The 24,393-nt window shown below is 34.5% G+C and carries 24 protein-coding genes and 1 pseudogene; 18 read left to right on the top strand and 7 right to left on the bottom strand.

The features are described from left to right. The first annotated feature begins 7 nt into the window (after window positions 1–7). The 16 genes from AACH21_RS03395 to AACH21_RS03320 all read left to right on the top strand — a co-directional run bounded on the left by AACH21_RS03395 (window position 8) and on the right by AACH21_RS03320 (window position 13,516). Window positions 8–1,936 carry a DUF4815 domain-containing protein gene (locus AACH21_RS03395; protein WP_338482780.1) on the top strand — a complete coding sequence of 643 codons (1,929 nt, stop codon included), beginning with the start codon at window positions 8–10 and terminating at the stop codon, window positions 1,934–1,936. A 4-nt stretch (window positions 1,937–1,940) separates the two neighbouring features. After that, window positions 1,941–3,125 carry a hypothetical protein gene (locus tag AACH21_RS03390; RefSeq protein ID WP_338482779.1) on the top strand — a complete coding sequence of 395 codons (1,185 nt, stop codon included), beginning with the start codon at window positions 1,941–1,943 and terminating at the stop codon, window positions 3,123–3,125. A 4-nt stretch (window positions 3,126–3,129) separates the two neighbouring features. After that, window positions 3,130–3,324 carry a hypothetical protein gene (locus AACH21_RS03385; protein WP_015589010.1) on the top strand — a complete coding sequence of 65 codons (195 nt, stop codon included), beginning with the start codon at window positions 3,130–3,132 and terminating at the stop codon, window positions 3,322–3,324. Continuing rightward, entirely contained in the window at window positions 3,321–4,754 is a 1,434-nt protein-coding gene (locus tag AACH21_RS03380; RefSeq protein ID WP_338482778.1) for a hypothetical protein, read from the top strand. Before AACH21_RS03385 ends, AACH21_RS03380 begins: the two co-directional genes overlap by 4 nt. 14 nt (window positions 4,755–4,768) lie before the next feature. After that, window positions 4,769–5,329, top strand: a complete 561-nt coding sequence (locus tag AACH21_RS03375) for a hypothetical protein (protein WP_338482776.1) — start codon at window positions 4,769–4,771, stop codon at window positions 5,327–5,329. Further along, the gene (locus AACH21_RS03370; protein WP_338482774.1) at window positions 5,322–6,509 is read left to right on the top strand and encodes a phage tail sheath subtilisin-like domain-containing protein; all 1,188 of its coding nucleotides are present in this window, start codon (window positions 5,322–5,324) and stop codon (window positions 6,507–6,509) included. Before AACH21_RS03375 ends, AACH21_RS03370 begins: the two co-directional genes overlap by 8 nt. Window positions 6,510–6,520: 11 nt before the next feature. Then, window positions 6,521–7,027 (top strand): phage major tail tube protein, encoded by a 507-nt coding sequence (locus AACH21_RS03365; protein ID WP_338482772.1) that lies wholly within the window; start codon window positions 6,521–6,523, stop codon window positions 7,025–7,027. Between the two features lie 34 nt (window positions 7,028–7,061). After that, window positions 7,062–7,316 (top strand): phage tail assembly protein, encoded by a 255-nt coding sequence (locus AACH21_RS03360; protein WP_264705694.1) that lies wholly within the window; start codon window positions 7,062–7,064, stop codon window positions 7,314–7,316. A 115-nt stretch (window positions 7,317–7,431) separates the two neighbouring features. Further along, complete coding sequence (locus tag AACH21_RS03355) at window positions 7,432–9,705, top strand: phage tail tape measure protein (protein WP_338482770.1); 2,274 nt, start codon at window positions 7,432–7,434, stop codon at window positions 9,703–9,705. Next, on the top strand, window positions 9,705–10,061 hold the full coding sequence (locus tag AACH21_RS03350) for a phage tail protein (RefSeq protein ID WP_236514916.1): 357 nt from the start codon (window positions 9,705–9,707) through the stop codon (window positions 10,059–10,061). The genes AACH21_RS03355 and AACH21_RS03350 overlap by 1 nt, the downstream gene beginning before the upstream one ends. Then, the gene (locus tag AACH21_RS03345; RefSeq protein WP_264685702.1) at window positions 10,058–10,267 is read left to right on the top strand and encodes a tail protein X; all 210 of its coding nucleotides are present in this window, start codon (window positions 10,058–10,060) and stop codon (window positions 10,265–10,267) included. Before AACH21_RS03350 ends, AACH21_RS03345 begins: the two co-directional genes overlap by 4 nt. Beyond that, a complete protein-coding gene (locus AACH21_RS03340; protein WP_338482767.1) occupies window positions 10,268–11,203 on the top strand; it encodes a contractile injection system protein, VgrG/Pvc8 family in 936 nt (311 codons plus the stop codon). A 58-nt stretch (window positions 11,204–11,261) separates the two neighbouring features. Beyond that, on the top strand, window positions 11,262–11,801 hold the full coding sequence (locus AACH21_RS03335; RefSeq protein ID WP_264705697.1) for an ankyrin repeat domain-containing protein: 540 nt from the start codon (window positions 11,262–11,264) through the stop codon (window positions 11,799–11,801). A 67-nt stretch (window positions 11,802–11,868) separates the two neighbouring features. Continuing rightward, complete coding sequence (locus AACH21_RS03330) at window positions 11,869–12,090, top strand: hypothetical protein (protein WP_019236453.1); 222 nt, start codon at window positions 11,869–11,871, stop codon at window positions 12,088–12,090. An 8-nt stretch (window positions 12,091–12,098) separates the two neighbouring features. Beyond that, window positions 12,099–13,013 carry a patatin-like phospholipase family protein gene (locus AACH21_RS03325; RefSeq protein WP_141456740.1) on the top strand — a complete coding sequence of 305 codons (915 nt, stop codon included), beginning with the start codon at window positions 12,099–12,101 and terminating at the stop codon, window positions 13,011–13,013. 113 nt (window positions 13,014–13,126) lie between these two features. Beyond that, window positions 13,127–13,516, top strand: coding sequence for a hypothetical protein (locus tag AACH21_RS03320; protein WP_338482765.1), 390 nt, complete (start codon window positions 13,127–13,129; stop codon window positions 13,514–13,516). A gap of 148 nt (window positions 13,517–13,664) precedes the next feature. On the opposite strand, the gene AACH21_RS03315 is transcribed toward AACH21_RS03320, so the two are convergent. From AACH21_RS03315 to mutL, 6 genes are all read right to left on the bottom strand, one after another. After that, entirely contained in the window at window positions 13,665–14,606 is a 942-nt protein-coding gene (locus AACH21_RS03315) for a helix-turn-helix domain-containing protein (RefSeq protein WP_141456738.1), read from the bottom strand. 52 nt (window positions 14,607–14,658) lie between these two features. Beyond that, window positions 14,659–15,567 (bottom strand): helix-turn-helix domain-containing protein, encoded by a 909-nt coding sequence (locus tag AACH21_RS03310; protein ID WP_141456737.1) that lies wholly within the window; start codon window positions 15,565–15,567, stop codon window positions 14,659–14,661. A gap of 128 nt (window positions 15,568–15,695) precedes the next feature. Then, complete coding sequence (locus tag AACH21_RS03305; protein WP_338482763.1) at window positions 15,696–16,841, bottom strand: hypothetical protein; 1,146 nt, start codon at window positions 16,839–16,841, stop codon at window positions 15,696–15,698. A 194-nt stretch (window positions 16,842–17,035) separates the two neighbouring features. After that, window positions 17,036–17,701 carry a RadC family protein gene (locus AACH21_RS03300; RefSeq protein ID WP_141456736.1) on the bottom strand — a complete coding sequence of 222 codons (666 nt, stop codon included), beginning with the start codon at window positions 17,699–17,701 and terminating at the stop codon, window positions 17,036–17,038. Window positions 17,702–17,871: 170 nt separating this feature from the next. Next, complete coding sequence (locus AACH21_RS03295) at window positions 17,872–18,810, bottom strand: helix-turn-helix domain-containing protein (protein ID WP_264687001.1); 939 nt, start codon at window positions 18,808–18,810, stop codon at window positions 17,872–17,874. 68 nt (window positions 18,811–18,878) lie between these two features. Further along, window positions 18,879–20,729 carry a DNA mismatch repair endonuclease MutL gene (gene mutL / locus AACH21_RS03290; protein WP_338482761.1) on the bottom strand — a complete coding sequence of 617 codons (1,851 nt, stop codon included), beginning with the start codon at window positions 20,727–20,729 and terminating at the stop codon, window positions 18,879–18,881. A gap of 239 nt (window positions 20,730–20,968) precedes the next feature. On the opposite strand from mutL, the gene AACH21_RS03285 reads away from it, so the two are divergent. Together AACH21_RS03285 and AACH21_RS03280 are read left to right on the top strand one after the other, a co-directional pair. Then, window positions 20,969–21,865, top strand: a complete 897-nt coding sequence (locus AACH21_RS03285) for an Rpn family recombination-promoting nuclease/putative transposase (protein ID WP_010962719.1) — start codon at window positions 20,969–20,971, stop codon at window positions 21,863–21,865. Beyond that, on the top strand, window positions 21,866–22,405 hold the full coding sequence (locus AACH21_RS03280) for a pyrimidine dimer DNA glycosylase/endonuclease V (protein ID WP_010082266.1): 540 nt from the start codon (window positions 21,866–21,868) through the stop codon (window positions 22,403–22,405). Window positions 22,406–22,668: 263 nt separating this feature from the next. Here the strand turns inward: AACH21_RS03280 and AACH21_RS03275 are convergent. Then, window positions 22,669–24,043 (bottom strand): annotated as a pseudogene (locus AACH21_RS03275) (IS66-like element ISWen3 family transposase). Window positions 24,044–24,393 lie beyond the last annotated feature (350 nt).

Raw genomic sequence — 24,393 nt, 5'->3', positions numbered from 1 at the left:
GCATTAAATGACTTTAAACGCCTATTATAACCGCTTTAATCCTGACAAAGAATACGAAAAAAGCTTGTTTCTAGCAGGAAGAGGTCTACAGTCTGCAGAACTAAACGAGACTCAGGAGTATGCTCTCTCTAAGATTAAAGGCATAGGCGATGCAATATTTCGTGATGGTGATGTTATAACAGGAAGCAATTGTATTATAGATAGAGAAACTGGTAAAGTTACACTTGAGGGAGGAAAAATCTATCTGCGCGGTGCAGTTAGAAAAGTTGAAAAAGAAGAATTTGTTATTCCACTGAGTACCACAGTTCGCATAGGTGTTTATTATCTAGAATCTACGATTACAGAACTTGAGGATGAAAACCTTCGTGATCCTGCTATTGGTACAAGAAATTATCAGGAAGTAGGAGCTGCAAGGCTTAAAGTTTCCACCATTTGGGGTTATCAAGCAGAAGGTCTTTCTCCACGTTTTTCTGAAGGAGAGTTTTATCCAATCTATAACATTGAAAATGGAGTATTAATAGAACATTCACCACCTCCACAAGCAAACATAGTAACTACTGCTCTTGCTCGTTATGACAAAGAAGCAAATGGTTCCTACGTCGTAAATGGTCTTGAAGTAATGTTCCTGCAAAAGGAAGAGGGAGAAGGAGGAAAAAAAATATTTGTGATTAATGAGGGCAAAGCTCATGTTGATGGCTATGAGATTGAACTTCCTCACAGTATTCGTGTTTCTTTTGATGAAGATCCGAATATAAAATCAGTTGAATCAGAACCACATACTTTTCAGCCAAATAGCCAAAGAGTAATGGAACTGAAGGTTAATGATTTTCCAATAAGTGAAATTAAAAAAGTAGATATAACTGTTCAAAAAACCATTACCATTACTCATGGTTCATATTCAGGAGCTGTTGATCCAATACCTGACTCTGCAGTACTTGAAATTATTCAAATTAAACAAGGTAATGTTATTTATGAAAATAGTGTAGATTATAAACTAAACGCAGGAAATATTGATTGGTCATTACCCGGCAAAGAACCAGCTCCTGGAAGTAGTTATCAAATAACTTACCGCTGTCGCACTCATGTAAGTCCTGAAGATATAAGTGAAGAGGGATGTAAAGTAAAAGGAGCAGTTGATAACAGCTTGGTTCTGGTTGATTACACCTGGAAAATGCCACGCTTTGATTTAATTACTATCGATAGCAAAGGGGTGGTAAGGAGAATAAAAGGTATAGCTCACCCTTGGAGACCATCAATGCCTAAAGCTCCTTCTGAACAGCTTTTGCTCTGCTACATTCATCAGACGTGGAAAAAAGGCGAAGGGGTAAAAATAGTGAATAATGCTATTCATGCTGTACCGATGAATGAGCTTGAAGCAATGAAAAAAGGAATAAATGATCTTTATGCTCTTGTTGCACAGGAACGTCTACGCAGTGATGCAAATTCAAGAGAACCTACCACCAAAAAAGGAGTATTTGTTGACCCATTCTTTGATGATGATATGCGTGATCAAGGAATTTCGCAGTCTGCAGCAATAGTAAACAAAGAATTAATTTTACCTATAGATGTGGAAATTATTGATGTTGAAAGAGGTAAAGAACCTTATCTTTTACCTTATAAACTTGAACCGGTACTGGAGCAGCTTTTACAGACTAAAGGAGAAAAGATCAATCCATATCAAGCTTTTGATCCAGTTCCGGCACAAATTACTCTAAATAAAAACATTGACCACTGGACAGAGGTTACCACGAATTGGAAAAGTCCAGTAACCAGAGTATTTAATGTTAAAGAAACAACAGAGCTGCTGTCAAGTACCTCATACGAAACTGAATTTATGAGAGAAGCAGTACAGAATTTTGAAATTGAAGGTTTTGAGCCAAGTGAGAAGCTTAAAGAGATAAAATTTGACGGAATAATTATTCAACCTATAGCATAAAAATATGTTAATAGTTAACAATCAAGGACAAATAAGTGGAAAAATAAAAATCCCAGCAAATATTCCAGCAGGTACTAAATTAGTACAGTTTTATGGTGATAAAGGAAGCTATGGAGAAGCAACGTACACTGGTAAAAAAACTATTACCATAGAAGAGAGAAGAAGAGTTATCGCAGCAAGAAGAGTTGATCCTTTAGCGCAAACATTTACTTTAAATGAGAGCAGACACATAGGAGGTCTAGAGTTATGGTTTATAAATAAAGGCAAAAAACGTGTTGTTGTGCAGATTAGAGAAACAGCAGTGGGAATGCCCTCGCAGACTGTCATTGCTGAAAGTTATATTGAGCCAAAAGATATAAAGATAGATGGCACAGCAACACGTATAGAATGGTCACCAATGTTTTGCCATGCAGGAGAGGAGTATGCGATAGTACTACTTACTGATGATGCAGATACTGCAGTAAAAATAGCAGAGCTTGGCAAGTATGATGCAGTAAATAGCCGTTGGGTAACAAGTCAACCATATCAAGTAGGAGTATTACTGTCATCTAGCAATGCAAGCACTTGGACTCCACATCAAAATTTAGATTTAACGTTTCGACTACTAGCTGCAAAATTTAGTGAAGTTTCTTATGTTGTTGACCTGGGCAAAGTTACTGTAAATAATGTATCAGATTTAATTGTTTTGACGAACGTCGAAAAAGTAGCATTTGATACCAATGTAGAATTTATTCTGACAGATGAAGAGGGAAGAGAAAACTTTTTGTCTGATAATTTGCCGCTCGCGCTGCGTGAAAGAATAAATGGGGAATTAACGGTAAAAGCAAGCCTAAAAGGAGGGCGAGAAAAAAGTCCTGTTCTCTATCCTGGGTTACAGCTAGTTCTGGGTAATCTTTCAGAGTTCGGAGATTATGTTACAAGAAGCATTACAGCAGGAGCTAACACTAAGATTACCATAACATATGATGCGCTGATACCTGGCACTGCAGATGTTAAAGCATATGTACAAAAAAACGTGGATTGGCAATTAGTAAATTTAACATCAGGAAAACCAATTGGAGAAAATTTGGTAGAGAGAACTCATGTGCTATCAAATTTTAATGGTAATGATACAAGGATAAAATTGGTTTTAAGTGGAACGGTTGTCTATCGTCCAAAAGTCAAAAATCTACGAATCATTATCACTTAGCAGAATGTCAGATGATAAAACAAGTAGAGGATACTCTTTGCCTCATCCAGAAAACATTGCTGTGCAAGATGTTGTTCGTATCCGTACCACAATTAAGAAAATAGATGAAGATATTACCGAAAGAGAAGATGAGCATAATCAACTTAAGAGTAATTTTGAGCGGTTTAATTTTGAGACTTTTTTAAATTTTTGGAAATGAAAGAAGCAATATACCAAAGGATAAAGGATTTAGCAGCAAACAGTACACCAGATCAACTGGCATATCTTGCAAAATCGCTGGAATTGATAGCAGATAAAAAAGCTATTGCTGACATTGTGCAGATGACTGAGGTAAAAGAGATAATTGATGCACTACAAAAGAGGCTTAAGGATTTAGCAGCAAACAGTACACCAGATCAATTAGCATATCTTGCTAAAGCATTGGAATCAATAGTCGACAAAAGTGCAGTTTCTGAAATTGTACAGATGACTGATGGTAAGCTAAAAGAACTTCTTGATAGTGCAAAAAAACACTTAACTGATCTGGATAATAAAAAAGCTAGTTCTTTAGCAGTGATCTCTGAATCAGAGAAGCAGTTATTAAAGAGAATTGATGAAAAAGGAACAACAAATTTATCGCTACTTGATACGAGAAAGAATGCCAATATTGCAGCAATAAATAGCATTAGTAATAGTCATAAAGATGGTCTTAAAGGTTTAGTAGAAGATTTTCGTGCTGTTAATAATGTACCATCTGGCTCATCAATTATTGGGGAAATAGAAACTCGTGATAACCAATTAAAAACATCCCTGATAAATGAGGTAAAAACTCGGGATGAACAGTTAAAAGTGTCTCTTATAAATGAAATAAGAAAGCGCAACATGGTTGAACCAGGGTCATTACCTTTCTTATTTGGTGTACTTGGCAGAAAAAATAATTATTTTGGCCACGGAACTTTTACGACAGAGCTTGGAAAGTGGAGTAGTGATATAACAAAAACTGACTATATGTTACAACTACTAGCAGGTAGCCATACGTACAATACAGATTACGTTAGTTTTTATCGGCCAAGACAACTAAGTTTTATAGAGGGAAGTAAAGGAACATTTATTTACGGAGAGTTATGCACAAAAAGTTTTTCTGGTAGTTATGATGAGATATACTATTACCCGTATGCTGCACTTGGAGTAGTATTTGTAAAAAATACAACCAATGTGAACATAAATAAGACAATGGAATTTGTTGGATCATCGTATTCGAGTACGGAGTATGGGGGAGCAGGATTATTTGTGGGAACTCCTGATAACACTAATTCTAATAAATCAAGTATTTCAAAAATAGTATGGAAAAATGTTTACCAATACATGAGTTCTGATAGCAAGTTAGCCGGATCTGGTAATGTGGAGATTCCAGCAGGAAAAACAGTTGCAATATTACTTTACACATCATCTTATCTGTATTCCAGAACACAAGTTAGTCAAGGTATGCTTGCATCAAATTATGTACACAACTATGGTCAATTTATTCAGTGGGGGATTTATAACATACGTAGCAATTTTCTCACCACAGGACTTGAGGTAGATGTGGAAAGGACGCTCAGGGCTTGGCAATGTCCAGGATTGGATGAAACCTACAAAATTTGGAATTAACGGAGAGAAAAAGAATGCCTATTTATATTCGTTTTGAAAATTATAAACAAGTAGAAACAACAACGCTTGAAAGTAAGCCAACTGGAAATGATTGGTATGAAGCGCCAGAGAACTTTGATTGGCAAAAAAGCTATTGTTTAACTGAAGGAGGAGAAATTGCTCAGCGGAATCAAGAAGATATTGAATTGGAGTTATTGCAAAATGCGAAGTTTTCTGTACTTAATAGTATGCGTTTTCATTATGATAATCATACTCACCAATACGCAGGACATTCTCACCAAAAAGCTAAATCTTATGAGATTCAAGCGCAAGCTGCAAAAAGCATTCTAGCAGCACCAGAATCTATGAATGAAAAAGATGCAGAAATTATAGAGCCATTAGCAAAAGTACGTGGTATTACAGTTATTGAAATGGCAAGAATAATTGAGGAAAAAGTAAAAAAAGCAGTAAAAGAAATAATGAAATGTGAAGAGCTTGAAGATTTAGCCAAGAGAAAGATTGAAGAAGCCAAAAGCGAAAGTGAGCTAAGGACTTTGCTCGATGATTTCAGGAAAAAAATACAAAGAAATGGCTGAAGAATTTTTACATGGCGTAAATGTTATTGAGGTAACCTCAGGGGCCAAGATAGTACGCACAGCTAAATCATCAGTGATAGGTGTAATTGGTACTGCACCTGAAGCTGATGAGCAAAAGTTTCCGCTAAATAAACCAGTGTTAATTGCAGGAAGCTTAAAGGAAGCAGCAAGACTTGGAAAGAGTGGCAGTTTACCTTCTGCAACAAACGGAATATTTTCCCAGATTGGTGCAACAGTAGTAGTTATTCGAGTTAAAGAAAGTGAAAACAGCGATTCAAAGCTCAAAGAAAGTGAAACTATCCAAAATATAATTGGCGGTGTTGATAAAGAGACTGGAGAGTATCAAGGGATAGAGACATTCCTCAGTAGTGAAAGCATAGTTCATATTGCTCCAAGAATATTAATTGCACCTCAGTTTACTCATCAGTTACCTGAAATAGATGGAGTAAATCCAGTAGTGAGTGCTTTAATTTCCATAGCAGAAAAATTAAGAGCAATTATTGTTGCAGATGGACCAAATACTAATGATGAAGAAGCAATAAAATGGAGAAAAAGTGTAGGCAGCTCAAGAGTTTACGTAGTTGACCCATGGATTAAGTTATTTATTGAAGGAAAAGAAAAAATCTTGCCAGCAAGCCCATTTGTAGCTGGTTTAATAGCAAAAGTAGATAGCGAACAAGGATTTTGGCATTCACCTTCAAATAAAGAGATAAATGGTATTGTTGGAACAAGCAGGCCTATTGATTTTAGCTTAGGTTATGCAAATTGTAGAGCAAACCACTTAAATGAAAATGAAGTAACAACGGTAATTCATCAAAATGGCTATAGGCTTTGGGGCAATAGAACATGTTCAAATGACTCGAAATGGGCTTTTCTATCAGTGAGGCGCACTGCAGATTTAATCAATGATAGTCTACTTCGAGCTCATTTATGGGCAGTTGATCGCAATATCACCAAAACTTATATAGATGATGTGATTGAGGGGGTGAATTCTTATTTGGCCAATTTAAAAGTACAAGGAGCGATTATTAGCGGAAAATGTTATGCAACTCCAGAGCTCAATACACCAACAAATATTGCAAGCGGGAAAGTATATTTTGATTTCGAATTTACACCACCATATCCGGCTGAGCAAATAATATTCAGGTCTCATCTTGTAAATAATAGTGTAATAAGTTAGGAGAAAGTAAAGTGTTACCGAAAATACTGAGAAATTTTAACGTATTTGTTGATGGCCGGGGTTATGCAGGAAAAATAGATGAAATAACCTTGCCGAAGCTTACCATAAAAACCGAAGAGTACAGAGCTGGTGGTATGGATATTCCAATAAATATTGATATGGGCATGGAAAAGCTTGAAGCAGATTTCACTTTTTCTGAATACGATACAGAGCTTTTTCGGCTATTTGGGTTGATAAATGGAAATTCGGTATCTTTGACGCTCAGAGGTGGAATGCAAGGTAGTGGAAGTAATGATATTGGAGCAGTAATAATCAATTTAAGAGGCATTTTTAAAGAATTTGATTTTGGTAACTGGAAACCTGCTGAGAAAGCAACGCTGAAATGTACTGTAGCTGCTCATTATTATAAACTTACGATAGGTGGCAATGAGCTGATAGAGATCGATGCTGAAAATATGATAAGAAAGATAAATGGTGTTGATCAAATGGCCTTGCTACAAATGGTTTTAGGCATCTGAAAAGATTTCGAAATTTTATTTTAAGGAGGCAATAATGCACACTATAACACTAAACAACCCAATTACAGTTGATGGAATTTCTGTCTCAGAGTTATCGATGCGTGAACCTAAAGTAAGAGATTTACTTGCTATAGAACGCATAGAAGGCGAAGCTTTGAAAGAGGTAGCTTTAATTGCTAATCTAGCATCTGTGCCAAAAGAAGTAGTTGAAGATTTATGTATTAAAGATTATGTAGAAATACAAAAGGTACTAAAAGATTTTTTGTCGCCTCTGGAACAGAGGAGTTAAGATTCAATATTTTAAAACTTAGCTCAACAACAGGAAGTGGAATTGAGCAAATTATTAATATGAGTATAAAAGAGTTTCTAAAGTGGTTAGAAGTAAGTGAAGGAGTAACAAAAAAATGTCAATGCTTTCAATAAAGATCGGTGCAACGTTAGATGGCAGTTTTAATAGTGCAATGACAGGTAGTGCAGCAAAGCTTTCTAAGTTGGGTGATAGTATAAAGCAGCTTGATTCGTCAATGAAATCGGTTTCCAAATTTAAGCAACTAAATCATGATGCCCTTGAAGCTATGAAGAATTGGAAGGAAGCGGAGAAGAAAGCAAAAGAATCAGCCGCAGCAATTGCTAAAGAGAAGAAGGAAAAAAAAGAGCCAAGCAAAGCACTGAGAAATGAATTTGAAAAATTGAAAGCATCAGCATCAAAAGCAAAAGAGGCTTATATCAAAAAGAGAGATGCTCTTCACACATTAAATGAAGAAATCAGGAAAAGTGGAAAGGATATCAAATCTTTAGTGAGAGATCAAACTAAACTTGGTTCATCTATTGAAGTACTAAAAGGAAAATACAGTAAATTAGGATCTGTAATACAAAAACAGCAAAATGCTTTGGCAAAAAAAGCGCATTATAGATCACAAGCAATGGAGACTATAGGACTAGGTCTTTCACTTGCAGCTCCAATTAAAGTTGCGATTGACTTTGAAAGTGCCATGGCTGATATTAAAAAGGTCGTAGACTTTACTTCTGGTACAAACGAAGCTGAAGAATTTGCTCAAAAATTGAAGAAATTATCCCGTGAAATACCATTAGCAGCTGCAGAGTTAGCACAAATAGCTGCAAGTGGTGGACAGCTTGGTATCAACAAAGGTAAGCTACTTGAATTTACCACAACAGTAGCTAAAATGGCCACAGCATTTGATATGTCTGCCGAACAAGCTGGTGATTCCATAGCTAAACTCGCTAACATTTATGGAATTGCAGTAGAGAAGATGGAAGGAGTTGGTGATGTTATAAATTACCTATCAGATAATACTGCAGCTAAGGCAAACGATATGATTGAAGCACTTGCTAGAGTGGGTGGTAATGCAAAACAATTTGGTTTAGATATTAATCAGACAAGTAGTTTAGTAAATGCCTTCGTTAGTTTAGGTAAACAACCTGAAAAAGTAGCAACTGCTGTCAATGCTCTGCTTTCTAAACTTCAAACTGCTGAAGGGCAAGGAAAAGAGTTCAAAGCAGCATTGGAATCGATAGGTATCACTGCAGAGGAAATGTCACAAAAGGTTGCTGAAAACGGGCAAAACGCTCTACTTTATTTTTTTGAAACTCTAGAAAAAGTAGATAGACAGGAACGTTCACAAATCCTTCTAAATCTCTTTGGTCAAGAATATCAAGATGATATTGCATTAATAGTTGGAAGTTTGGAAGAATATAAAAAAGCAATAGATTTTGTGGCTGATAAAGAAAAGTATAACAAATCTACGCAAAAGGAATTTAATAACCGTGCAAGTACTACAGCAAATAATTTGCAGCTACTTAAAAATACAATAGCAGAGCTAGGAATGAACTTAGGGTCAGTTATGCTACCGCCTTTAAATTGGATAAGTAAGATTTTGAGGTCTATATCTACAGGTATAGCTTGGTTCGCAGAGAAGTGTCCAATTTTGACTACAGGAGTTATGAGCATAATTTCAGCTCTTATTATTGGCAAGATTGCAGTGGTAGGTTTTGGTTATGCATTTGCATTGGCTGGAGGTGGACTATTAACTTTTAATGCTATTTTGCAGGGAACACTTTTGCCAGTATTAACTTCGTTATCAGCTCGAGTAATTCCAGCAGTAATCATGGGACTGAAAGCTTTAACGCTAACCAATCCTATAGGAGCTGCTATTGCTGGACTATCAGTTGGTGCAGCACTTGTAATCGCTAATTGGCAAAAGGTAAAGGACTTTTTCTCAAGTATCTGGAAATCAATTACAAAACCTATAGAAAATTGGATTGGTATAGGAAAATTGTTTAATGATAATCCAATAAAAGCATTAGAGAAAACAGTAGAAGCAAAAATAGGCAGTGCAACTAGTGAAAATAGAAATGTTTTTAGTAAAGGAAATCCTTTATTAAATAATAATGCTTTTAGTGGAATTTCGAATAGTAGAACGAATATTGAAAGTGCTAGCGTGATTACAGAAAAAGGTTCTGTAGCAGATAATTCAGAGAAAGTTTTAAAAGACTGTGAAAAGTGTGAACAAAAAATTTTCAATCAAACTTTTACATTTAATATAAGTATTAAAGCAGAACCTAACCAAGATGTACGTAGTCTTGCTGATACAGTAATAAAAAGAATAAGAGAAAAATCGCGAGATGTTTTATTTGATTCAATAGAACCTATTTACTAATGTTTTCACTTGGTCCATATAAAATTTCTCCAACAGGGTTAAGGTGCAGTAAAGAGAATCGTTGGAATACCATAGAGTGTATTCACAAAGCTCCATTGTTGCAAAATATTGGCCAGGGAGTAGAAAATATAGATTTAGAAGGAGTCATTTATCTTAATAACTCTAATGGCTTAAACCAACTAAAAAATTTAAAGGAATCAATAGAAAATCAAGTATCCTATCCTTTAGTGGATAATACGGGTAATGTTTTAGGGCAGTTTGTAATTACACGATTAGAAGAAAAGCAAACGTCGTATTTTCCCTGTGGATTAGCAAAAAAGGTTGAATTTAGCTTAAGTTTAAGGCGTTATGTATGACAGTACATTATATAGCACAAGAAAATGAAATGTTGGATTATATATGCTTTAAACACTATGGACATAGCTCTGGAGCAGTAGAAATAGTATTGGAAGAAAATCCTGGACTTGCAGATTATGGAAGTTTTTTGCCTGCAGGATTAAAAATCAAGTTACCTACAATACAAGAGCAGTTGAAAAAATCGAAGTTAAAAGTGTGGGAATAAATGAAACCTGAATTTAGCATCGAAGGAATAAAAGATCATGTAATATCGGTGTATCTTACTGATGAATCTGGTACTATAGATGATATCGCAGAGGTATGTGTTGATTATGGCAATGAAAATGTAGAAGTTCCAAATGAATTGAACATAGCACTAGGTTATAAGGAAACGGGAATCTTTCCAATGGGTGTATATACAGTCAATGAAGTTACGATACAAGGCCCACCTAAGACCCTACTAATAAAAGCTCATGCAACAAATTTAAGAATATCTTTGAAGGCAAAAGTATCAAAAGAATGGCACCAAATTACCATAGAAAACTTAGTAAAAGAAATAGCTCAAAAACATGGATATGGATACAAAGTCGCTGAGGAATTTAAGGATATATTGATACCCCACATCAACCAAATAGATGAAAGTGATATCAGCTTGTTAACTAAAATAGCAATAGAAAACGAAGCAATGGCAAAATTAGCTGGTGGGTATATATTATTTATTTCAAAAAACATGGCAAAATCAGCCACAGGAAAAGCTTTAGGAACAACGAATATTAGACCTCAAGACACAATTAATTGGAAAGTGCATTTTACCGTACGTGATAAGTATAATTCAGTAGTGGCAAAGTGGCATAGCTATGAAAAGGGCGAAACTATTAAAGAAACAGTTGGTAGCAGTGAACCAAGTTATATTATGCTGGAACTTTACTCAAATGCAGAGTCAGCACTAAGTGCAGCAAATGCCAAATTAAAACAATTGAAGCGTAACAATGAAACTTTAGATATAACTATGCCTGGTAATCCGGAGTTATTCGCAGAAGCTAAACTTAGTCTTATAGGTTTTAATCAAGCGGTGGATGGTGAATGGATAATTAATAGAGCGGAGCATACTTTAAATAGCTCAGGTTATTTTACCATATTATCAGCATCTTTAAGTAAATGAAAACGATGTTAAGGAAAAATAAGTATATAGTCTGTTCAATGTAAAGAAACTACTGAATATGAGTCAACTGAAATGTAATGAAAAAGAAAAAATACATTTTGTATGGTTTATAATATTAATGGTATGTATTGTTATTACATATTGCTATCAAAAATCTAGAGCTAACTCCTATTATAGGAAAATATTACAGACAGCGGCTGAAAGCTGCAGTTATGAGGTTATTGAGCTTTTGGTAGGAAAAAATGTAGTATATGTTGATGAAATAGGGTCTTCTGGTTTAACACCTCTTGGCTATGCATCAAATTCAGGATGTCTAAAAGTTGTAAGATTTTTAGTGGATAAAGAAGCAAATATACATGTTACTAGTAAGTATGGAAGTACAGCACTACATAATGCTACACACTCGGGAAACTTAGAGGTTATCGAGTTTTTATTAGAGAAAGGAGCAAACCCTAATATCATAGATAATAACGGAAAGACACCAAGAGGAATTGCCGCACTAAGGTCAAGACACAATAAAGACAAGCCCTATGATCAAATAATAAAGCTACTTGCAGAAGCAGAGGACCGATACGAATCAACAAAAAGTAATCACTAAAGCTGTAAGTTTTCTATAATCTGCATATAAATTTCCAAAACTATCCATAACAAGTTAATATTTTCACATGAAAAAGCAAAAAATCCCAATAGCGGTAATAATAACAATAGTTCTACAGACTGTAGGATTCATATGGTGGTTGGCAAAACTTGACTTACGTGTACACATCCATGATAAATTTATAGAAAAAAACCAAGAACTAATCGAAATAGTCTATCGACTTGAAGAGAGAGTGAAAAACCTCACTGAAGAAGTCAACGAACTTGAAGCTATTCACAAACACAAATAAATTTTACAGTGACAAAGTACATTTTATCTGTAGATGGAGGTGGCATTAGAGGGATAATACCTGCCATTATTCTAGCAGAAATTGAATATAGGACAAAAAAGCCAATTTCCCAGATTTTTGATTTAATGGCAGGAACCTCAACCGGTGGGATTATTGTTGCTGGACTTTGTAAAAGCAATAAACTTCAATACTCTGCCAATGATTTGGTTGAACTTTACCAAGAGTATGGAGCATATATCTTTCAATCATCATTTTGGAGAAAATCAATTGCTTCTTGGCTGAGTGGTTCTCAGTACTCATATAGAAATATGGAATTTATTCTCAACAAATACTTTGGTGAAAGTACTATGGCCGATGTTGCGAGTAATCTACTACTCACCAGTTATGACATTCACAATAGTTGTGAATTTTTCTTCAAAAGTTGGAAAGAAAAAAACATTAAGTTGAAAGATGCACTCAGAGCTACAACAGCTGCTCCAACGTACTTCACACCAAAACGTCTGAAAATTAGCCAAACAGAGAGAGTATTGATAGATGGTGGAGTGTTTGCCAATAATCCAGCGGCTTGTGCATATGCAAGTGGTAAGAGGTTATTTCCAAATGATGAGATTATACTGCTATCAATAGGCACTGGTGGAACAGATAGAAGTATAAAGTATGCTAACTCAAGGAAATTTGGCAAAATAGGGTGGATCAAGCCACTACTGAATGTGATGTTTGCTTCTGGATTGGATTGCGTTGATTATCAACTAGAACAAGTAATAGACGATAAATATATAAGAATACAATCGCAATTGAAAGTAGCATCGACTGAGATGGACAATATTACACTCAAAAATATCAAATCTCTTCAGCAAGAGGCAAATGCAATGATAGAGGATAATCAGGAACTGGTGGATAAATTCTGTAATATCGTATCTTGATTTAGGTACAAATGCCAAGCAAGATAAAGAAATTATATAAAAAAACGAAAAAGAGTTTTAAGAATATAGTTTCATTCAAAAAACACACTAAGGGTTAAGAAGCTAAACCGAAATTGCCATATAATGTAGAACAACCCCTAAATATGGTTTCATGGAAGAATAAGGTTAAAGTTTCTAAAGTAGAAAACATTAAAAAAAGTAATAAATGGGCAAAAGAAAAAATAAAGAGTTTAAAAATTAAGCCTGCAGAGAAGAATTCAAAAAGGGGAAACATATTCAAAAATGGCTTTACAAAACTGAAAGAAAAATTAAACCCAATAAAGACCAGGAAAAACAAGATAATAGGAAGCAAAAAGTTAGCGTTTTTACTTACATCTGGCACTATTATAGCAATTTTGCCGATAGCTCCTCTGCCAGCATACTTCTGCTTGTGTTTTCAGTATCAATTTTATAGCTGTGAAGACGTTAAAGAAAGTTATCAAACAACGCAGGGAAAAATCTAAAACTTTAGCTGAAATTGGAAAATATTTCAGTTGAATCAGCCAAACAAGGAGAATCTAAGCAAATTTTTAGAGATGGTAAATAGAATTACTAAATATATAATTACTTTTACTTATATCTTAATATAAGATTTCTCAGTTCTTAATTAAGTCAATTCATTTTTGCAGAATCACTCAACTCATCGGCAGTTAGGCCAGTTACTCGCAAGATAATATCAATCGCAACACCTGCTTTAACTAGATTTTTCCCAATCTTGATTTTCTCTGCTCTTTTAACCTTTTCCTTAATAACCTTCATACTTTTAGACAGAGTTTTAACCAATGTGCCCAATCTCTCTGCTTTATTACTCTCATCTTTTTTTATCTTTTCAGGTAGTAAAACCCTTACTTTCACTGATAAAGCCTTTGCTATTTCATATAATTTATTAAGTGGAATTTCAACGTACCCTTGCTCATAGTCGTGTATTTCCTGACGTGTTACACCTATTTTATTCGCTAAATCTTCTTGTGTATAACCACGTATCAACTGTATGATTTCTATCCTCTGTCCTATTGTATAGTCTATAGAATCAATAAGAACTTTCTTATTGCAAGTAGGTAGGTCCGTTGCCTGCAAGATAATACTAACAGAGATATCCTCTTTAACTAGATTACTTGACACTTCCTCTATCACTTCTTTTCTGCTGCTTTCTTTGTAAACCTTGGCAAATTCAATTAATGAGCAAATTGCTTTACGTAATTCCTGATCCTCAATTTTTTCATATATTCTCATCAAGCTTAATATTCTTTCTGCCTCACCTTCAAAGTAACAGTCTTCATTTAGTACTTTTGGTTCAGGTAGGAGATCTCCAGCATTAACTGATAATGCTTCCGCTATTTTATATAATATTTTAATTGAAATGGAATTGTACCCTTGTTCAAGGTCATGTATTTCCTGAGGTGTTACGCCAATTTTATTTGCTAAATCTATCGTAGTATATTCTTGTTTTAACCTGCAAATCTTGATTTCTTGCCCTACTTTATAGTTGATAGAGTCTATATACTCTGGTTTATAGTAGCCTCTAATAGCCGCTTTTCTTGTAGAAATAAACATATCTTACCTATAAAATATACTTGAAAGTGTTTGTGGGTATTAAATAAACTTTTCATATAATTGCTTGTGAGACAATATCAATAGAAATTCCTAATCTAATTAGATTACTTGCAATTTCGGTTTTTTCCTCCTTCTTAACCTTTTTCTCAATAATCTGCATACCTTCAGACAAGGATTTGATCATCTCATAAAGTTCGTTGCGTAATTCTTGATCATCAATTTCCTTGTATTCCTCTATTAAGCCGCGCAGTTCATCTTTTGCCTCAACTTCTTCTATTTTTCCTAACAGTAAAACTGCTATGTTAACTGATAATGCCTCTGTTATCTTATATAATCTTTCAACTGGAATAGCTATCTTTCCTTGTTCGTAGTCGTGTATTTTCTGAGGTGTTGTGCCAATTTTATTTGCTAAGTCCTCCTGAGTATATTTTCTCATCAGCCTTAGCTTTTTTATCCTTTGTCCTATCCTGTAGTCTACAGAATCAGTTTTTTCCTCTTCATTATTATATTCGTTAACAGCTAAGCCTGTTGCTTGGGAAATTATTTCAGCAGAGATCCCTACTTCAGCTAAATTCTTTGCCACCTCTATTCTTGCCACTTTTCTAATGCTCTCTTTGCTAGCTTGGGCAGATTTGATTAATGAATAAACTACATTACGTAATTCTTGATTCTCAACTTTCTCATATTTTTCTACTAGATCTAATACCTCTTCTCCTTCAAGACAACTTTTTTCATCTGATATTATTGTATGTTCAGGAACAAGATCCATAATGCTCACTGATAACACCTCTGCAATGCTATATAACCTTTTGATTGAAATTTTACGTTTCCCTTTTTCATAGTGTAGTATTACCCAGTATTTTACACCGATTTTCTCCGCCAACTCCTTCTGAGTATACCCCTTTGCTAATCTACAACCCCTTACTCTTTGTCCTACTTCATAATCAAAAAGGGCGGTCACTTTCTTCCACAGAAAAATATACTATTACAGGATTTTTTGTTATAGCTCAACTTTACTGTGAAATTTTCCACAACCTAACCCAACTTTATAAATTGGTGGAGAAGAAAAAACTTTCTCCTCCAGTTAGTCTAACGTGCTTTAAAGGTTTCTTCACTACCTCTACTTACTCGATCTACCCAAGATGACGAAGACAATAATTCACTTTCGGTATTCCTTTCACTCAAAAAGCCGCTTCTAGAGAAACTTCCCCTTTTCACTGCTTCTTCGATTTTCATTCCGCCAAATAGACAATCTTTCCCTATCTCTTCGCCTTTTGTTTGTAGTGCAAGCAACATTTCCCTATCCAATACTCTCACTTGTACCTGACTTACATCATTGTACACTGCAATCCTTAGCCTACCAATGCTTGTAGGAAATCCGATCTCGAATCCACCTAATATATCAACATAGTTTCTTTTACCTCCTTCTTCATTTTTAATTTCTACTTCACCGTCACCCATTTTCATTATATGACTTCCTAGCCCTTTATTTGGATCTGTTCCTACAAGTGCTTTTGCAACCTCTACTGTGCTATCCGGAGAAAATTCTATAAGAGATGTTTTATTATCTATTTCCACATCTATTACACTTCCCCCTCCCACTTGAACGGCATTTTCACCAGCTTTTCTCCGTCCTTCAAGTCGTTCATCCACGTAAGGTTGAATCTCTCGTTGCAGTTTGTTACAAGCTTCACTTATCAGTTTATTCTGTAGTAAAGTATCATGAAATTTTGCACCATTCAGCATCAATTGACTTATTACCTCCTCCTGATCAGCTTGTTTGAATTTATGCAAGTGCATTCCCAATACCACATACTCAGCAAAACTCCAACCTTCTTCATAACATCCATTCATTTTCATCCCAGTTACTATTGCTTTGTCCACAACTTCCTTCATTTCCTGTGGGCTATTTGCCGCTACAATTATGCCTTTTAAGTAGTTCAACCACTCACTTTCTCTTGTACTTAGTTTTCTTTTTTGCAAACTTGAATCAAATGGATTTAAACCTTCAGGATAATCTGCTTGACTATTTAAAGGTCTTTTGCCATAAACATAATCAAGTCCTTTTCCCGAGTTGATTGTCTTGTTACGTCCATCACTAGGGAAAGGCACCTTTTTTTTAACCTCATTAACAGCAATTGGTTGTTCTATATTAGTCCTACTTCCTATAGCAGCTAATATTCCTTTATGTAGTTTATTTAATTGATTTTTACTCAAATTTTTTACCTTTGCCATATAGGCCTCCTATTATTTATTAACTATATAAGTTTACAGCGTAATTTATTGCTTTACTGTTAATCTAATATGCTCTTTTATAGGAATATATAAAGTATAAATCCTGGATATGCAAATACTTTTTGACACATTAATAAAAGTCAAAACATAAAAAAAGGATCTTTACAGTTAAAACAAAATTCGAAAACAAAAGCTTATAACAATCCGCTTTCCTTGAAGCTAAAATAATCGTTCCCTGCAACAATAATGTGATCTACTAACTTTATACCTATGATTGCACAAGCTGAAGCTAGGCTTTTAGTCATAGCCTTATCTCGCTCTGATGGCTTTACAGTTCCTCCAGGTTGGTTATGAGATATTATCATTGATGTTGCTCTTGCAAGTACTGCTTTTCTTATTATTTCCATTACTAAGATGGGTACCTGACTCACTGTGCCTACGTATGTTTCCTCTCCTATTAGATAGAACCCTTTATTCAAAAGCATTATTTTAAGGTTTTCTCTCTCTGCATGACCAATATTAGCCTGCAGATAATCCGTTAGCTTTTCCCAGTTATCTATTACTGGACCTTTTTCTACCTCTTCTATTAACGCACGATTCGCAAGCATACTAGCACCACGAATTATTGCCACTGTAGAATCGGTTACCCCTTCTATAATTTTTAGATCATCCATTTCCTGACTTAAAATCCTTCCCACCCCTTTAAAATGATCTGTTAATCTTTTCGAAATAACCTGAGCTTGGGTTCCATCATGCACTGCATTGAGCAGCATTTCAAAAACCTCATTATTAAAAACTGCTTCTTCACCTTGTAATATTCTATACTCTATTTCTTTTCTACGATCTTCACTTTTATTCATATAATTTACCCTTCACTAACAACAAACTTTTTTTTTATATTTACTGCTGTTTTTTATCAGCATTGGCATAAAGCCATAGCTTTTGAGTGAAGTCAAATCAATTTTTCAATCTTTTTTACTTATTTTTTCATCAAAAAGTAAAGATATTAATAGATACTGATTTTTTTATTTTAAATTTGTTGAATTTCGTCTAAAGAGATGCCTACTGTTTTTAAAATAATATTGATAGAAATTCCTTCCTTAACTAAATTCTTTGCAATTTTCATCTTTTCTACTCTCTTCACTTTCTCTTTGCAAACTTGTATGCTTTCAAACAGAGATTTTATTAGTACATGACGTAATTCTTGGCTTTTAATCTTTTTGTATTCTTCTATTAACCTTGATAGTTCCACTTCACTATTCTCATTTTCTCTTGTTTCTGGAAGCAGATCTGTAGTATTAATTAATAGCATCTTTGCTATTTCATCTAACATTTCAAGTGAAACAGCAGCTCGTCCTTGTTCATATTCATATATTCTTTGATTTATTACGCCCACTTTGCTTGCTAAATCTTCTTGAGTGTATCCTCGTATCAATCTCCATTCTTTTATTCTTTGACCTACTTTATACGGAATAGAAATTTTTTTCTCATCATTATCATATTCATCAATAGATAAACTGGTCGTTTGAGAGATAACATGAGCAGAAACTCCTTCCTTAACTAAACCCTTTGCCACTTCTACTTTTACTGCCTTTCCACTTTCTTCCTCACTAATACGGATGAATTTAGTTAATAAATAAAACGTTTCACGTAATTCTTGGTCCTTAATCTCTTTATGTCTTCTTACTAGATCTAATATCTCTTCTTCCTCATACCTTTCCTCATTTGATACTTCTTGTCCGCAAGCTAGATCTCTAGCAGTTGTTGATAATGCTTCTGCTAATTCATATAACTTCTTAATTGAAATTCTGCGTGTTCCTTTTTCATATTGCAGTATTACCTGATATGTTGTATCGATTTTTTTTGCTAAATCTTTTTGAGTATATCCCTTTGCTAACCTACGATTTCTTACTTCCTGTCCTATTACTTTGTAATCTAAAAAATTAGAGCATTTATTCTCTTTTTTCACATTTTATACTCCATAACCAGAAGAGCTGTTACGTATACTTAATTGGGAACCTTTTTGACAAACTGAACTCATCTCCTTTCAAACAATTTTTCTATATCACTTAGTTTCATTTCTATATAAGTTGGTCTTTCATGACCAGAATATGGAGTTTTCTCAATTTGTCTTAGTATCTCATTCATCTCTTCCAATTTCATTTTTCTTCCTGCTCCATGGCAAGCGATTGTGGCTGATATTTTATTCACCTTATCCTCTATTGGCAACGTATCTTCCATTTCCATTAACTTATCTACTATATCAACTAGCATCTCTTTTATATCTATTGTTCCCAAGATTGCAGGTATTTCTTTTATCGTTACTTTATCTTCTGATTGTATTTCAATATCAAAACCCATTCCAAAAAGCTCATCTTTATAAGTTTTAACCATCCCCACTCCAGCTTGGTTTTTAATTTCAACTGTTTCAGGAAGAAGTTTTTGTCTTTTTATGCTTGATTTTTGCTTTAAGCACTCGTATATCAACCTCTCATAGGCTGCATGTTGATCTACTATAATCAGCCTATCTCCAGCCTCAGCAATAATGTAAGTATTGTAGACCTGACAGCGTGCATATCCTAGAGGGTGATCCTCTATCAAATTAATTTGCTTCTTTTCTAGAACCATCGTTCCCTTTTGGGGTGGAGATTCTCCATATTTAAACGTTTCTGGTAAGCTTTGCCTTCTTTCATCTGGTGCATTGAATTCTTTCATTAGCTGATTATCAAAAGGACTTGGCCTTCTTTCGTAAAATTCTTTTCGCCCCTTTACTTCTCTGCTTTTTCCATTATTAACACGCTCATTATTCCTTTGACTTTCACTAACATCAAAAGACGAACCACCCAGTTCTTCTCCAATACCCTGACACCTAGATCCATCAATATCACTTACTGAAGAGATACCTATTCTCATTGACAACGCTTTTATTAGCCCTCTTCTCACTATTTCATATATTAACCTCTTATTTTGAAATCTTACTTCCGATTTATTTGGATGCACATTTACATCTACTTGGTCATATGGTACTTCTAAATGCAACACTGCAAAAGGATACCTATTGTTTGGAATAAAATCGTGATACGCATATCTAATTGCACCAACAAGTAGATTGTCTTTTATTGGCCTTCCATTAACAAACGTATAAATCTGAGTTGAGTTGCCACGATTGACATTAGGTTTACAGATGTGTCCCTTAAGTTTGATGCCTTCTTCTTCCTCTTTAACTTCCAACGAATTGCTCTGAAATTCTTCTTCTGTTTCACATAATCTGTTAAATAATGAAGTTTGCTTAACATATTTTAAGAACTTTTTATTGCCGGAAGTGAGAGTAAACCCAATACTATAGTTAATCATTGCTAAGTTATTTACAATATCAACTATAGCTTGTGTTTCTGCTCTTTCGGTTTTTAGAAATTTTAGTCTATTTGGTGTCGCAAAAAATAAGTCACGAATTTCAATATATGTACCCTGTAGCAAAGAACAAGGTGTAATTTCCCCTATTTTTTCTCCTCCTTCATAACTTATAGACCATGCTTCATCTGCTCCACTTGCCTTAGACGATAATTTCATTCTGCTTACTGCTGCAATTGAAGGTAAAGCTTCTCCCCTAAACCCAAGGTGCTTGATTTCTATTAACTCACTACCGCTTAATTTTGAAGTGGCATGCCTCATAAATGCTAGTTCTAAGTCGTCCTTTTCTATTCCATTTCCATTATCTGTCACAGTTATAAGGTTACGCCCACCACTTTCTATTTTGATCTCTATTTCTGTACTTCCAGCATCTATTGCATTTTCTACTAATTCCTTTACTACACTTGCTGGCCTCTCTATTACTTCTCCCGCTGCTATACGGTTTATAGTTTTTGTATCTAAAAGAATTATTGCCATATTTCCAACTCTCAGTCTGATGAAGATATAGCTTTAATGTTAATAAAAATCAATCTCTATTAGGCATCTTCACTAATTTCAAAACAGAAATAATTGTAATAAAGATGTATAGAAACCCTATAAAGCCTAAAATGCTAGTCCTTCTGAGTAAATCATTTTCTGACTAACATGTTTGAATTTTAGTTGAATATTTCTTCATAATTGTGTATAATCATTAATGCTTTTTAGTTTTTTTTCTCATGGCTCTTTCGAAATTTCTCGATCCCAAGAATGATATATCGTTCAAGCGCATCTTTGGTACTGAAAAAAATAAAGATATCCTTATTCACTTTCTTAATGATATTCTCGGCTTTGCTGGAACAAATGCAATACAGGATATAGAGTTTTTAAGTACTATTCAAGATCCTGATATTGCTTCTAAAAAACAAAGCATTGTTGATGTTCTTTGTAGAGATAAAAATGGGCTGCAAGTGATAGTCGAAATGCAGGTCGCTAAAACTAAGGGCTTTGAAAAACGTGCTCAATACTATGCTGCTAAAGCCTATTCAAGACAGGCTGACAAAGGCGATCAATATCATGACCTTAAGGAAATTATCTTTATTGCTATAGCAGACTGTATTTTATTTCCTGATAAGTCTGAGTATAAGTCAAAGCATACCATTCGCGATGAAGATACTAATGAACATGATCTAAAAGATTTTTACTTTATATTTATTGAGTTGCCTAAATTTCCAAAAACCAAAGAAGATCAGCTTTCAAGTATTGTTGAGAAATGGGTCTACTTCTTTAAATATGCAGATGAGACTAGTGAAGAAGAGCTGGAAAAAATAATAGGTAGTGATCTAATAATTAAAAAGGCCTATGAAGAACTAAATAGGTTCAACTGGTCAGAAAAAGAATTTATTGCCTATGAACAGGAAATAAAACGTATTCTTGATGAACAGGCTGTCCTTGCTCAAAAACTTGATGATGCTACTGCAAAAGGCATCCTCATCGGACATGAAAAAGGCAGAAAAGAGAGGGAAATTGAAGTTGCAAAGAATCTACTTAAAGCAGGAGTTTCTATTGATATCATAGCTCAAACTACTGGTCTTACAGCTAATGAAATTAAAGACTTAAGCTCTTTGGATGTTTAGATGAACATCTTTGTACTAGATGAAAACCCAGAGATTGCGGCAAAAATGTTATGTGATAAGCATATAGTAAAAATGCTATTAGAAACTGCTCAGTTACTGAGTAATGTTTTTTCAATAGCATTAAAAGTGCCAAATCCTTTAGTCAGCATCACAGACCAGAATATAGAAGTTCCATATAAACTTACTCACAAAAACCACCCTTGTTCTCTATGGGCTAGACAATCCAAAGGGAACTTTTTCTGGTTAATAAAATACGGAAGGGAGCTGTGCAAAGAGTATACTTGGCGATATAAAAGAAAACATAGATCAGAAGAAGTTATAGATTGGTGTGATAGTAATAAGAATTTGCTTGTTTTTCAATCAACCGATATAAAGCCTTTTGTACAGGCGTTACCAGATCAATATAAGTCTAGTCATTCAGTAAAAGCTTACAGAGAGTACTACCTAAAAGAAAAGATGAGGTTTGCTAAGTGGGAAAAGGGTAGAGAAGTACCGGATTGGTTGCTAAGCAGAATCGTACGTCTGAAAAGCCGCAAATAAAAAGAACGCCTTAATTAGTAGAGAGGAAGGTGCATAAAAACTAAAACATCTTCTCACTTTAACTCTTAATTAGATTTGAGGTAAATCATTAAAATCTCCACTCTTTTAACTGAGTCTGATAAAATTTAAAAACGGCAGTTTATTGAATACTTTACATGATTAAACCATTAAAACTCTTCAATTTTACTGAATTGATGGTAATTTCAAGGTATTTGCTGCTCAAATTTAGATACATGCTAATTGTATCCGTTCAGGAGAGTGGTTTAAGAAACAATAGATAGGAGATTTTGGAAAGGATTGAGACCCCTTTGTTTCCAAGTTAAGTATAATGAAATTATCCGCTCAAGGAATGTATTTCCCCGCTTTGATTGTGTAAAATATGAGTTTTTGCGATAAACGACATAATGCCGAATTTGCCGTTCAGCGTGGTTATTTGTCAGCGGAATATTTTCTGGGTCATCTAAAAATTTCCACATCATTCTTTCAGATCTCAGAACATTTTTTGCAACTCGAGAGGCTCCAATTGCTTCAGGTAAACGAGATATCTCCTTCAAGTAATACTTTGTACGTTTTCTTAATTTTCTGGCACGTCTGACAAACCTCAAAACATCTATCTCACTTTTTAGTAAAGCTTTTTTTAGTGCAAATAATTCAGTGGCCACGTTTCTCAAGTAACAACCCAGAACTTTAACTTCAACTATGTGCTAACCTTTCAAAATCTCTTGATAAATGTGCCCAACAGATTTGCCTGTTTTTATCGGCAAAATAATTGTATGCTGCATACCTGTCAGTTATTACCAAGCTATTGCGATTGCAGAATTTACTATTTTGTAAAACTTTCATTCCTCTTGACTCTGTAAATTTTACAAAACTTGCCGTATTGCTTGCAAACATCCAACACCAAGCGAGTTTACCTTTGTTATAATGGCTCGTTTCATCAATATGTAGAACTTTACTCCTACTTATCTCTTGTTCGATCTGCTCATACATTTTTTTGCATTTTGAAGCAACTCTATGTTCACTATTTGATATGCTACCGACGCTTATGTTCAAATTGAAGATATCATTTACGACACTCGCTATTTCGCGTTTTGAATTTTTGTAGAATCCGCTGAACGCTGCAATTATTGACTTAACCCTTGGACCAAATGTATCTGGCGTAACACCTTCCGGTAACTTGCTACTTCTTCTCTTTCCGCATCTCCGACAACGGCCATGTTCTAACTGATATTCCACTACATAAGGCTTGATTTCTGGAAGATCAACTTTCTGATGAATATATGGTTTTTCACATATTGCAATTTCTCCTCCGCATTCGCAAGTATTAGGCAACTCTATCTTTACTACTTTATCTGCATCCATGTTGGCGCGAAAACTTCCTTTATGACCAACCTGACCGCCAATATTCCTTTCGCTTTTCGGCTTATTCTTTTTTATTTTATACAACTCTTTGGAACTTGGTATTGATGAATTTTTTGAGCTTAAACCGAGTCTTTCTCTTAACTCAGCATTTTCTATCTTTAAAGCCTTATTTTCTGCTTTTAAACTTTCATTCTCTTTTTCCAATCTTTCTATTTTTGCTTCTAACCTTTCTATTTTTTGCTGTAAATTTTTGCAAAGTTCTAAAAGGTTTACCATATTATTTCACTTTTGCTCTATGATTATCTTTTTAGATCACCTTGTCTACCTTATTCTGCCACTCCGCTGAACGGATACATCTTATCTTTTACAGTGGATCTTACGTTTAAATTATTTTATATCCAAAATTAAGGAAGTTATTCTAAACGGTACACAACTTCAGCATCTAAAGCTAGCTGATTTTAAGAAAATATCGCTCTCATGAATGTGCTTTACGGACAAAAGCTTTATTAATATCTTCTATATTATTGTTAATAAACAACCCCCCAAAAAAAATATGCAGAAATAAATTAAAAGACCCATTACAACCAACGCGTAAATATGGAGTAAAGAAATACTTCATTCACCTA

This window comes from Wolbachia endosymbiont (group A) of Ophion costatus (genome assembly GCF_963969245.1).
Classification (GTDB): Bacteria; Pseudomonadota; Alphaproteobacteria; order Rickettsiales; family Anaplasmataceae; genus Wolbachia; species Wolbachia pipientis.
Note: the sequence above shows the minus strand (reverse complement) of the source record. Positions and strands in the feature narration are given on the sequence as shown.